The sequence below is a fragment of the Prevotella sp. P2-180 genome, from assembly GCF_002251435.1.
Classification (GTDB): Bacteria; Bacteroidota; Bacteroidia; order Bacteroidales; family Bacteroidaceae; genus Prevotella.
Genome location: NZ_NPJI01000082.1, coordinates 103,531 through 116,566, shown reverse-complemented (window position 1 = coordinate 116,566; position 13,036 = coordinate 103,531). Strand labels below are relative to the sequence as shown.

General features: G+C 47.0%; 11 protein-coding genes and 1 riboswitch. Of the genes, 8 read left to right on the top strand and 3 right to left on the bottom strand.

The window, feature by feature from the left end; translation table 11 throughout:
* Window positions 1-143 precede the first annotated feature (143 nt).
* The 3 genes from CIK98_RS11815 to CIK98_RS11805 all read left to right on the top strand — a co-directional run bounded on the left by CIK98_RS11815 (window position 144) and on the right by CIK98_RS11805 (window position 4,978).
* Window positions 144-2,240 (top strand): outer membrane beta-barrel family protein, encoded by a 2,097-nt coding sequence (locus CIK98_RS11815; RefSeq protein ID WP_172409926.1) that lies wholly within the window; start codon window positions 144-146, stop codon window positions 2,238-2,240.
* A gap of 200 nt (window positions 2,241-2,440) precedes the next feature.
* Window positions 2,441-3,715: an ATP-binding protein gene (locus tag CIK98_RS11810; RefSeq protein ID WP_094384457.1), complete on the top strand. Its 1,275-nt coding sequence runs from the start codon at window positions 2,441-2,443 to the stop codon at window positions 3,713-3,715.
* A gap of 291 nt (window positions 3,716-4,006) precedes the next feature.
* Entirely contained in the window at window positions 4,007-4,978 is a 972-nt protein-coding gene (locus CIK98_RS11805; RefSeq protein ID WP_094384455.1) for a lysophospholipid acyltransferase family protein, read from the top strand.
* A gap of 64 nt (window positions 4,979-5,042) precedes the next feature.
* Here CIK98_RS11805 and CIK98_RS11800 read toward each other — a convergent pair whose 3' ends face one another.
* From CIK98_RS11800 to CIK98_RS11795, 3 genes are all read right to left on the bottom strand, one after another.
* The gene (locus CIK98_RS11800) at window positions 5,043-5,360 is read right to left on the bottom strand and encodes a heavy metal-binding domain-containing protein (RefSeq protein ID WP_094384453.1); all 318 of its coding nucleotides are present in this window, start codon (window positions 5,358-5,360) and stop codon (window positions 5,043-5,045) included.
* 23 nt (window positions 5,361-5,383) lie between these two features.
* Entirely contained in the window at window positions 5,384-5,575 is a 192-nt protein-coding gene (locus tag CIK98_RS17720; RefSeq protein ID WP_141210526.1) for a hypothetical protein, read from the bottom strand.
* Window positions 5,576-5,657: 82 nt separating this feature from the next.
* A complete protein-coding gene (locus CIK98_RS11795; protein WP_253249716.1) occupies window positions 5,658-6,176 on the bottom strand; it encodes a GNAT family N-acetyltransferase in 519 nt (172 codons plus the stop codon).
* A 94-nt stretch (window positions 6,177-6,270) separates the two neighbouring features.
* On the opposite strand from CIK98_RS11795, the gene CIK98_RS11790 reads away from it, so the two are divergent.
* The 5 genes from CIK98_RS11790 (at window position 6,271) to CIK98_RS11770 (ending at window position 12,670) form a co-directional block, all read left to right on the top strand.
* Window positions 6,271-6,558: a hypothetical protein gene (locus tag CIK98_RS11790; protein ID WP_141210525.1), complete on the top strand. Its 288-nt coding sequence runs from the start codon at window positions 6,271-6,273 to the stop codon at window positions 6,556-6,558.
* A 99-nt stretch (window positions 6,559-6,657) separates the two neighbouring features.
* Window positions 6,658-6,884, top strand: a riboswitch (cobalamin riboswitch).
* A gap of 37 nt (window positions 6,885-6,921) precedes the next feature.
* On the top strand, window positions 6,922-8,847 hold the full coding sequence (locus CIK98_RS11785; protein ID WP_172409925.1) for a TonB-dependent siderophore receptor: 1,926 nt from the start codon (window positions 6,922-6,924) through the stop codon (window positions 8,845-8,847).
* 12 nt (window positions 8,848-8,859) lie between these two features.
* Window positions 8,860-9,993: a YncE family protein gene (locus CIK98_RS11780; protein ID WP_141210524.1), complete on the top strand. Its 1,134-nt coding sequence runs from the start codon at window positions 8,860-8,862 to the stop codon at window positions 9,991-9,993.
* A 3-nt stretch (window positions 9,994-9,996) separates the two neighbouring features.
* Entirely contained in the window at window positions 9,997-11,142 is a 1,146-nt protein-coding gene (locus tag CIK98_RS11775) for a hypothetical protein (protein ID WP_094384445.1), read from the top strand.
* A gap of 19 nt (window positions 11,143-11,161) precedes the next feature.
* Window positions 11,162-12,670, top strand: a complete 1,509-nt coding sequence (locus CIK98_RS11770; RefSeq protein WP_094384443.1) for a DUF4465 domain-containing protein — start codon at window positions 11,162-11,164, stop codon at window positions 12,668-12,670.
* Window positions 12,671-13,036: the final 366 nt, after the last annotated feature.

The window sequence follows — 13,036 nt, the reverse complement described above, 5'->3', positions numbered from 1 at the left end:
TTTCCAATAAGTGCAAAGGAATGGTAAGACTAAATAACACTTTTCTTCTTAGGCGATAAGACTACATAACAGGAAAGGCTTCGCCATTCTATTTCTTCGCCGTACCTTTGCAGTCAAAAAAAAAAAATAAAACAATGAATGCAATGAGAAAGAGAATTTTCACATCCGTTATTATCCTATTGTCACTCAGTAGTGCAACAGCACAGGAAGTGGCAGACTCCGCTGCCGTTGCTTTCAACGACAGTTTGTTTCAATCTCTACCAGAACTGATGGTCACCGGCAATAAGCCTATAGTGAAGGTGGAAGGAGCAAAACTCGTGTTCGACGTCAACAAACTGACAAAGGACAAACCTGTTGACAACGCCTTCGACGCCTTGAAACATCTTCCAGGAGTGACACCGCAAGACGACGACATCAGTCTTGGAGGAATGCAGGTGGCTCTGATGGTCAACGGCAAGCTGACTTCCATGTCTCGCGAGCAGGTAATAACACTGCTCAAGTCGATGCCGGCAAGCAGAGTGAAGACAGCCGAGGTGATGTACTCCGCTCCAGCACGCTATCAGGTGCGTGGAGCATTGATAAACGTCACCCTAAGCAAGGAGGCTTCGAAGGACACCTCGCTGCAAGGAGAGCTATATGCCAAGGCGGAGAGCAAGCACGAGGCAAACTTCAACGAGCGAGCATCGCTCGCTTTCCACAAAGGCATCGTATCCATCGACGGCTATTACTCACTAAGCCACGGCAAATTGTTCCATACGACCGACAAGACCGGTATCCACACACTCGCCAACGGCGAAAAGCATGACATCGGCACGCACATGGTGATACGTGGCGACAGCCGCCCCATTCACGACTATCGCATCTCTGCCGACCTTGACTTTGCCAAGGACCACCAACTCAGCGTAAGCTATTCGGGAAACTATAAGAAAAAAGGACAACACATCGAGATGACCGGTATGCAAACGTCTTTGCTTGACAACAATATTAAGGACATACTGCACAATGCCCACCTCGACTACACGCTTCCCATAGGTCTCAATCTTGGTGCCGACTTCACCTACTACGAGGATAATGTAAGACAAGACATGAAGAGTGTACTGCAAGGTGAAAGGCTCGACTTCATCACCAATTCACAACAGCGCATCAACCGCTCAAAGTTCTTTGCGCGTGAGGAACATAAGTTGGGCAAGAGGGCTATGATAAATTATGGCTTGGTATATACCCACATCATCGACCACAGCCGGCAGGACTATGAGCCGACAGAAGAGACGACCGCCGACAAACTCCCTGCCTCACTATCTTCCCGCCGCACGGAAAACATATTGAACATCTATGGCGGAGGAACTGTGAATCTGAGCGACAAACTATCAGCTGAACTGTCGCTTGCCGCTGAACATTCCAAGACAACGCTATGGGACGAATGGGACCTCTATCCAACACTGTCAGCCACCTACATGCCAAGCTCAGGACACATGTGGCAACTCTCATTCTCCACCGAGAAGAAATATCCCGAATTCTGGGCAATGCAGAATGTAACATCATATTACGGAAGTTACTACGAGCATATTGTAGGCAATCTTGCACTCAAGCCGTCGAAGGAGTACTCTCTTTCGCTCGTACATGTGCTTCACAACAAATATATGTTCCGCGGATGGTTCAGCCATACCAAGGACTACTTCACACAGACCATGTTCCAGAATCGTGACCAACTTGTGGAGATAGCCAAGTTCGACAATTTCGACTTCTACCAGAATGCTGGTATAATGATTAGCTCACCATGGAGACCGGTTTGGTGGCTCGACACACAGACTACCGTCTTCGGCGAATGGATGCGCGTGAAGGACAGCGACTACTACGACTGTCCCTTCGACCGCAACATTGCCTACGCAATGCTGTCGGCCAACGCCACCTTCCGTTTTGTGCGAAGCCACGACCTCTCGCTCACCGTCAACGGCTTTGCGCGCACCAAGTCGTATCAGGGACCGCTCGACCTTCCCGCATCTGGTAATCTCGACCTCAGACTCCGCTATGCCTTCCTCGGAGGCAACGCCTTCCTCACCCTCTACTGCAACGACATCTTCCAGACAATGATGATCACTCCTGAGAGTCACTGGGCTGGACAGAACATGCGCAGCCAATACTCCTGCTTCCGTACCGTAGGCCTCTCCTTTACCTACCGCTTCGGCGGATACAAAGCAAAGAACCGCGAGGCTGTTGACACGTCGAGGATGAAAAAATAAAAGCAGGTGCGGTGTCTCACCGCACCCCAATGAATATGTTGGTTAGGCGGGACAGGGGACAGGTCAGTGATCTTTTCCACAAATCACCGAATAAATCTTCCACAAATCACCGAATAAATCTTTCACAAATCACCGAAAATTACAAAAAACTTTGGAAGATAGTATTTTATTTATTAACTTTGCACCCAAAACTACAGAATATGGCAGAATATAAGAAAAGAATATCTGACAGGATATTAAAACGTAAGGTGCAAGGAAAGGGAGCTGTATTGATTGAAGGTCCCAAATGGTGTGGCAAGACCACGACAGCCAAACAATTGGCTAAAAGTGTTCTTGACTTGGGAAACTCCACTGTGCTTATGCAAAGTAGGCAAATGATAGAGATTAGCCATAAGGCTCTTCTCGACGGTGACACTCCACGCCTGATTGACGAATGGCAAGCCTTGCCACCAATATGGGATTCCATCAGAAGTGAGGTGGACAGCAGAGGTGAGCCGTCTCAATTTATCTTGACGGGATCATCAGTATTACCTGAGGCAAACACTCTTATTCATAGCGGTACAGGACGCTTCGGCCACATAAGGATGCGCCCGATGAGTCTTTTCGAGTCAGGAGAGTCAAATGGTAAAGTAAGCCTGTTGGACTTGTTTGAAAACAGACCTTTTGAACTGCAACGTAATGAGCTTACTATAAACGACATTGCTTTTCTCACTTGTCGTGGTGGATGGCCGTGGGCAACGTTGATATCCAAGGATTTGGCACTCGACCAAGCATTTGACTATGTGGATTCTGTTGTAAACAGCGACATTTTGCGTGTGGATAAAGTCAGACGAAGTCCTGAACGCACTAAACTTCTTTTACGGTCGTATGCAAGAAATATATCCCAACAAATTTCATACGCCACAATACGCAAGGATATGCTTGCCAATGATGCCAGCACACTTGACGAAGACACAGTGGCTGACTATATAAAGGCATTGAAAAAACTGTTTGTCGTAGAAGACCTCGCGGCATGGAATCCAAACATCAGAAGCAAGTCTGCCATAAGGACAAGCGATACGAGGCATTTTGTTGACCCAAGTATCGGTACTGCGGCATTGGGCTTGGGACCGAAGGACCTGATGAATGACCTGCAAACATTTGGCTTGTTTTTTGAAGACCTTGTCGTACGTGACCTTCGAGTGTATGCCGATGCTTTGGACGGTGAGTTATATCACTACAGGGACAGTAGCGGTTTGGAGTGCGACACCGTTCTGCATCGTCGCAACGGCAGCTATGCTTTGTTTGAGGTGAAGCTTGGAGGTGAGGAACGCATCAATGAGGGGGCTACCAATATGCTGGCTCTTGCAAATATCATAGACCGCAACAAGATGCCTTCGCCGTCGTTCATGGCTGTTATTACCGCAGTAGGGCAATATGCATACCAGAGAAAGGATGGTGTGATAGTATTGCCGATAGGATGTATAAAGGATTAACTTTCCTCATAAAGAGGTGTAACGGAATGGTTTGATAGGTTGAGCGGGACTGGGGACATGTAAGGGTGTCCCTCTTCGCCGCAGCCGCCCCAGTGGATAACATCTCCCTGCCCGATGATTTCCGTGAGAAGATAGGGCGTTTTTTTGGGGGGATGTTCCTTGGAATTGTTAAAATGGTGGAAATAAACCCGACGTTGCGTTATAATGGCGTGTTATTATTTTGCGATAATGGATATTTTTTGTACCTTTGCGGTGTAAATATGAACAGAACAATTCTCCGAAATAACGATTATGAAAAAAACTCTTTATTATATCCTTCTCTCGATATGGTATCTCATGTCATTGCTGCCATTTTGGGTGCTATATGGCGTGAGCGATTTTCTTTATCTGATAGTATATCGGTTGTGGGGTTACCGCAAGAAATTGGTACGTAAACATTTGGCGGAGTGCTTCCCTGAGAAGGGTGAGGCTGAGCGCAGGAAGATAGAGCGGGAGTTTTACCACTGGTTTTGCGACTATCTTGTAGAGACGCTCAAACTGCTAACAATAAGCAAGGAGAACGTGAAGCGCAGGATGAGGTTTGAGAATGTCGAGATGATGAAGCATAGTTTCGACAAAGGGCAAAACGTGTCGATTTTCCTTGGTCATTATTGCAATTGGGAGTGGGTGTCGTCAATTACAGTGAATTATGAATGTTATCTCGATAAGGTTGTCTTTGGACAAATATATCATAAGTTGGAGAATGAGGCGATGGATAAGGTGTTCCTGAAACTCCGTGGACGTATGGGAGCCGTGTCTATACCTATGGCAGAGACTTTGCGCAAGATTGTCGATATCCGCAAACATAACCAACAGTGGATAATAGGATTCATAGCTGACCAGGTGCCGATGTGGAACAACATTCATCTTTGGCTTGACTTCCTCCATCACGACACACCTGTATTTACCGGCACAGAGCGAATAGCACGCAAATTCGATACCGATGTCTATTATCTTGACGTTAGGCGTGAGCGTCGAGGCTATTATGTGGCACGCTATGAGCTTCTGGCCGAGCACGCCTCACAGTCGTCGGAGTCAGAGTTGACAATACGCTATTTCAGCCTTTTGGAAAAAAGCATCCGTCGCCAACCAGCCTTCTATCTATGGACTCACAACCGCTGGAAGCGCACCCATGAGGAATACAATATCCGCTATGATGCCGAGACAGGACGAGTGGATTTGGGCGACTTGGAGGAAATCAAGAGACGCAAGGGGATAGTGTAACTGCTCTCAAAGGGTCAGTGGGACAAAGGGTCAGAGGGACAGGTACCTCGACCCTTTATGGATATTAAATCACCACTGCCGTTCCACTTGCCGTAACCATAAGCATAGAGCCATTGGCTCCCAGCGCCTCGTAGTCGAGGTCGATGCCTACTATGGCATTCGCCCCCATCATCTGCGCACGCTCCTGCATCTCACGTAGCGCTGTATCCTTGGCCTCACGCAGCACGCTCTCATACGATCCGCTTCGTCCGCCCACAATATCGCGGATGCCGGCGAAAAAGTCCTTCACGAAGTTGGCGCCAATGATGGTCTCACCAGTCACCAAGCCTTTGTACTCTCTGATTGGATGTCCCTCAATAGTGGGAGTTGTTGTTACTATCATAATATAAATTTTCTATTCTGTTATCAACTTTCTTTTGATTTATTATTCTTGTTCTTTACCAACAATAGTGCATTTACCGACAAGATACAGCACATGGCTATTGGCAACGGATGGTGGTTTTCCTGATTATCACCAAACATTGAGATGCAAAGGAAAACTACGCCCAATACCAATAAAACCACAACGACTATTACAAACATTTTGTCCTTATTCATATTTTTCGTTTTTATTCATTAGACGCTTTCATGCATGTTAATACTACAGTTTTTCTCGATTTTTTGTACCAAGATAGATAATTCAAAAAACCAATCTCAGTACCCTTATCGGTTTGTCGGCACCTTGATAGAGTTTATTGTCAAAGGCGGTTTCACCAGTAGGTATGAATCCGCATTTCTCCATCACTCGTCCCGAAGCTGGGTTGCTGATGAAGTGTCCGCTGATGAGAGACTTGATGTCGGTTGTATTGCGGATATGCGTTATCATCAGTCGAAGCGCCTCGGTGCATACGCCCTTGTTCCAATATGGTTTGCCCACCCAATAGCCCACTGTCGGTTCTCCTTCCCGAGCAGGGAGAGAGCATTCGCACGACGGTCCGTAGCCCATGGCTCCTATTGCCTCGCCTGTCTCATTCCATACGATAGCCCATGTGGTGGGATTGTTAAACACGTTGCGGATTATCTCCAGGCTATCATCTTCTGAAAGATGCGGAGGCCAACCAGCCCGCGGCCCTACCTCAGGGTCGCTGGCATACTTATACAAAGCCTTGGCATCTGTGTCAAGCCAATGGCGAAGGGTTATTCTTTCTGTTTTCATCATTCTTTAATTTGGATGCAAAAGTACTGCGTTCTTTGCAAATATCAAAATAACTGGGACAGAAAGCAAGAATATGTGACGAATGGTATGAAGCAACATGATAAAAAGAAGTGAAATTTACCTCTCCTGCAACAGTCGCAAACCTATGGGTATGTACATCAATAAAGGCAATAACGATTTCTGTGACATCGTGGCTCACGATAATGACGAAAATTCCTTGGCATGTGTGCTTTCTGTGGTATATATTTGGGCAAGGAACGAGTATGTCATTCACCGTGAATACGCCACTGGCAAGGATTATGCCGATCTTGTGATGATTCCTCGCCGCAACGTCAGCAAGCCGGCACTCGTCATTGAATTGAAGTTCAACCATTATGCAAGATAGAAAGTAATTACCCAATAGGTAATGTATGAATTTTATTAAAAAAAGCAAAAAGTATCATCATTTTTCTCTTCCTATTTTATCTTTTTCAAAAAAAACTATAACTTTGCAACCGCATTTGGTTCTCCCCCTTATAGATATTATTTATGAGGCTACGGAGCTAAGATGGGAACGCAGTGAGAATCTGCGACATTACCCGATGCTGTAAATCCTTTTTAGGCTGACCAATTGTGTCACTGGATAGCAAAACACCAGAGTTTTGCAGATGTCCGGGAAGACCGTGTCAGCGAGGATAAGTCAGAAGACCTGCCATTTGCCAGTAATAACATGTGTCTGCGGGACTACGGACACGGAAATACAATATTTATGATGTTATTGTGTGGCAATAGTACTGCCCATACTTGCGTTGTGGCTATGCTCTTGTTCTTGTTCAGTATTACTGTGCAAGCGCAAAACGTGCGTCTTGACTCCGTGTATCACATCAATGAGATTGTCGTTGATGGACATAAGGAGGTGAGTGCCAACCAAGTTATTGGCTATGAGCAGATACAGGCATTGCCATCGTCATCTGTTGCCGATGCATTGAAATACATGGCGGGCGTGCAAATCAAGGACTATGGTGGTCTGGGTGGACAGAAGACCATCAACGTCCGCTCGCTTGGTTCCCAACATGTAGGGGTCTATCTTGACGGTGTGCGCATCACCAATGCACAGAACGGCACTGTTGACCTCGGCAAATATTCCTTGACAACGCTTGAGTCGGTCAGCCTCTTCAATGCCAACAAGACCGAGATGCTCATGACCGCCTCGGAATACGCCTCCGCTTCCACGGTCTATCTGAAGACACACCGCCCCGACTCCACGTCACTCTCCGCCTCATACGCTTATTCTTCGTTTCACACCCATAAGGCTGCGGCAACTTTCAGCTACAAGAATTGGCTTCTTCTCGATGCTGCATATACATCATCGGTTGGTGATTATCCCTTTGAATATCATACAGAGTATGAAGACACAACGGGAACCCGACGCAATTCAGACATCAAGATGTTCCGCATAGAAACCTGTGCTTTTTGGAAGGGTTTCCAATGGCACACGTATTACTTCGACTCTCAAAGAGGACTGCCAGGAGGTATTGTCCGTCGACTCTCCGACACCTATACTGATGTGGGGCGCGAGTGGGACCGCAACTTCTTCTCCCAGCTCACATGGCGTGAGCAATATGGCGACCTGAGCCTCCGTGCCATCGGCAAATATACCAATGACTACCTGCACTACCGCTCCGACTATCCGGAGAACATTTCCGTTCACTCCAACAACAAGTACCACCAGCAGGACATCTATGGTGCCGCAACGGGAGCATACCGTTTCGGAGATTTCGGTGTCTCCGTGTCATCAGACCTCCGCTGGTCGGATTTGACGTGCGATGTGAAAAACTTCCACTATGTCTATCGTCTTGACAGCAAGACTTCCGTCTCCGCCTTCTACAACCATCGCGGACTGAACCTCACGGCAAGCGGACTATATACCCTCGTGAGCGACCACACGAAGGGCAGTGCCAAGCCGCTTTCCCGGTGTACATGGAATATGCTTGCCTCATACGCCATTGGCCGATGGCAAGCGCGCGCATTCTACAAGAGTGTCTTCCGTGTACCTACTCTCAACGACCTCTACTATACGCTCGTGGGCAACCGCAATCTTAAACCGGAATACACAAAGCAGTTGGATCTGGGGATAACCTACCAGGACAACATTTTCAACATCCAGTTAGACGGTTATTACAACCGTATAGAGGACCGCATCGTGTGCCTTCCCCTTAAAGGCTCCTACCAATGGACCATGCTCAACTACGGCTATACCCGATGCCTCGGCTTAGACCTCTCGGTGAATGCGCATTACAAGAACCACTCCCTCCTGCTGACAGGCACCTTTCAGGACGACCGCAACCGCACCGACCCAACAGAGGATGCGTATAACGACTTTATAGCGTACTCACCCCGGTGGTCGTTCACCGCCGTCTATACCTTTATATATAAGGGGCTGACAGCTTCGCTTTCCCACATGTTTGTGGACAAGCGATACTGGACAGCCGAGAATGCCATCGATGATCCGCTCACGGCTTACAACTGTACGGACATAAAGGTTGGCTATCGCTTTGCCCCAAAAGCATGGCATGGGCATAGTTTGACAGCCGAGGCAGAATGTCAAGACCTCTTCGATGTGAGATACGAGATGATACAGCGATGGCCAATGCCAGGCAGGCGTTTCGGCATAACGATAAAATATACACTATAAATATATATAAAGATGAAGAAGTTTTTACTGTTTTTGCTGCCTTTGATGCTCCTTGCATCCTGCAGTTCAGACGATGCTCCAGACAATGAGACACCTGTCATCGACCCAGTGCTGACGGGTGAAGACCTGATTGTCTGCAACGAGGGCAACTGGCAGTCGGACAACGGACAACTGTCCTACTACAACTCTGCAACTGGAGTACTGACCAACCAGTGGTTCCGCTCCATCAACGGCATGAAACTGGGCGACACTCCCAACGACATCCTTCAGGTGAACGACACGCTGATAGCTATTGCCGTCAACTGGTCGAACATCATCCAGTACATCCACCCCGATGGTACAGCCTGCGGTGCCACAGAGAACGTGCCCAACAACCGCCGCATGTGTTCCGACGGAACGTATCTCTACATCACCAGTTATGCCCATCGGTGTGGCGACAAGACCTTCGAAAAAGGCTATGTTGCCAAGATAGATGTCATGACAAAGGAGGTGGTGGCCACGTGTGAGGTGGGATGGGAACCCGAAGCCGTCAAACTCTATGAAGGACGACTCTATGTCTGCAACACGGGAGGATACGCCTTCTCGGAGAATCATGAATATGAGACGACGATAGAGGTTGTAGATGCTAAGACGATGCAGTCCCTGCGCAAGATTGACACAGGGTGCATCAACCTCTATGCTGAAGCCTCCCAGGCCGGGCCATATCTCTGTGTTAACTCCTGCGGCGATTATTACAGCGTGAAGCCCCATACCATTGTCCTTGACTGTAGGACGGAGACATTCCGCACATACGACTTCCCCTGCACCTACAATACCACCGACGGGGAGAAATTCTACACCGTAGGGTCGGAATTCTCTTATGATACAGGAGAATACAACTATTATCAGAAGACCATCAACCCGACGGACGGCACCGTGACCGACGGAATATTATGCGATGCCATCACGGAGAAACTCCGTTCGCTGGTGTCACCCTATGAAATATACATGTCGCCTTATACGGGAAACATCTATTTTACCGATGCCCGGAGTTATGCCACGGCTGGCTACCTCTATGGCTACAGACCTGACGGTACGCCGGTGTTTGCCGAGCAGAAAGTATATATCAATCCTGCACACATAATTGCATTACCAAAATATAAATAAAAGATGAAAACAAAAATTTTCCTTACAATGTCATCCCTGCTCATGAGTCTTGGGATGACGGCGCAGACACAGACAGTTACTGTCGTTGAACTGCATCCCGCACCGGGGCAGTTTGTCAATACGCTGCCTGTGGCAAGCGAAAGTGTCAAGCTGCCAACCTTTGATGACGGCATCGAGGTAACCCACGAGGAAATGTGCCAAAGGGCCACTGAGAGTCTCAACAACAACGAGTTGGTCCATCTCGGTACGTATGGCGGCTACGTCACCGTCAAGTTCGACCATGCCGTACAGAATCTCCGAGGTTCCGATCTCCGCATCACTGGAAATGCCTTCTATGCAGCCTCCGACCCTGTATATGGCAGCGAGACCATCGGCGGAAGCATAGAACCGGGTATCGTCTATGTCGGAGTCGGCGACGATGTGGAGACCTGCCAATGGTATGAACTGGCAGGCTCGGAGTATTACACCAGTGAGATACACGACTTCTCCATCACTTACTACAAGCCAACGGCAGAGACTGGCGAGCACCACCTGTCATCCTCTCTCTATGATGATTACATCCGATGGGAGGCAACGTGGACAGAGAACGGTGAGCGTCGCGACTCCACGGGCTATCACATGAAGAACTCCTTCCACCGTCAGACCTACTGGCCGCTATGGGAAGAGGGCGAGACACTGACATTCAGCGGTGGCAAACTGCCCAACAACGCCATCGACCAGTCGGGCAATGGAACCTACTGGGTGCAGTATCGCTATTCGGCCGACTCATACGGATATGTTGACGCGGCAGGTAATGACGAGGACGCTTCGACCTTCGACATTGACTGGGCGGTGGACAAGGACGGCAACCATGTTGACCTCAAGGAGATAAATTTTGTCAAGGTGGTGTGCGGCATCTTCCAATACTGTGGCTGGCTTGGCGAGACAAGTACCGAGGTAAGCGGGGTTCAGGATCTTCACCTCGTGGAAGGTTATGACGACAATCCCATCATCATCACTCCAAGAGAGAAACCCTCTGGCATAGAGAGCGTGTCAACGTCAACACCTTCACCTGCCAACGGCTTGTGGTATGACCTCACCGGACGCAGGGTGAGCAAGCCGACAACAGGACTTTATATACGCAACGGGAAAAAGGTTTATATTAAATAATCATTAAAAATTCAACATTATGAAAAAGATTTTTACTATCATGGCATTATGCCTTTTTGTATTGTGCGCTTATGCACAGAACTACACGCTCCGCACCCTCACATTCGAGGACGCAGACTATGTTTCCACAACCCCCAACTATCTTGGTTTCTACAACTGGTCATCGCTCATCGACTCACCGCAGTATGGCGGCGACCTCCTCTACGGAGAGAACCATGGAGATACCACACAACAGTATTCAGACGTAAACTATCGCTGGTATGACAACGGAAATACTTATCTCTACTCTGAACTTCCCGAGAACTGGGGAACTAAGATGTACTGGGGTGGTGGACATGCCATTTCCAACTATTGGAATGGTAACCTGTCTGACGGAGATTATTCGCACCAACTTTCCGTATATGTTCCCAACAACAGCGGAAACGGACAAGGAGGACACGGGCATAACGGTTCAAACAATTTCTGTGTACACTATGGCTATCATGATGATTCAGGTTACTCAGCTGACAATTTGCCATTTATCTGTTTTGCTGATAGCGTAGAACGTACTATACAAGGCATGTACATAGACAATACAACATATTTTGTCAATAGCATTACAAATGGCAATGGATTAACCACATCTCTTTCTTCCACACAATATGTAAGAGTTGTAGCTACCGGATACAAACTTGATGGAACACAAACTGAATCAGTGAGCAAAAATCTTGCAGTGGGTAATAGTTTTATAAACGATTGGGACTATTGGAATCTTAGTGATCTTAGTAGTGTTTATAAGGTGACATTTAATATAGTCAGCAATTGTGAAAATGAATACGGAATGTCACAACCTGCCTATTTCTGCTATGATGATGTAACCGTCAGAGTCAATAATGAAGAGGGTTCTTTCTCATCTGCAATAATGACACGTCAAAACAATGCGAGCCAATCGGATGAATCCTTGAGGTGTTTCACTGTAACAACCGATCCAGATGGATGTGTTCTTTCAGGCGATGTACCGACAGATGTTAAAATTTCATTAACTCACAATGGAAAGTCTTCTTTACAACATTATCTTCATGGCGGTGATAACAATATTATAACTATTGAAGGTCTTTCGCCAAATATGGAAATACAAAAAATAGAAACCAATATTTTTATAGATGATTTGTTTGGTATTTCTGAGATTACTGCGTCAATCGGAGACAACGAGATTGCAAAGTTAAGTATGCAGGGACTGTTTGCAGGTGCTGACGAAAGTTTCATTATTGCAGAAAATGACAAGACATACGAACTGAGCTTAGACGAAAGCGTATCGCACTTGTGTACAGACAATCTCATCATTACCCAAACATGTGCGGCAGAATATGCTGGAACGCACTATTTCAATATCTACTACACCTTGTCAGCCCCCACGGGTATAAGCAATGTCATTGACAGCGACAATGAGCGTAAAGACAATTCTTATTATTCACTTGGCGGCACACGGGTTGCCAATCCAACCAAGGGTCTATATATCCAGAACGGAAAGAAGATTCTCATCAAATAATCCAACCATTTTTTCACAGCTAATAGGTAATCAGCCGACATTGCGGCTGATTACCTATTGTTGTGAAGAAATACTAATTCCTAAGAATCCAATCTCAGTACCCTTATCGGTTTGTCGGCCCCCGTGATAAAGTTTGCTGTAAAAGGCTGTTTCTCCAGTTGGGTTGGCATCTAAAGACTATCTACTATTGTTAATTACAAAGCTGCGGGTGATAAAAATCGCTGTAGACGAATGGTATAAACAATATCAGAAAACCAGGCGAAATGAGACAAAAAAGAAAAAATCTTTCTTCATTGGATGATTTCTTATTTTTTATTTGTATCTTTGCCACCAAATCGCAGGCTTACCTCTCCTGCAACAGTCGCA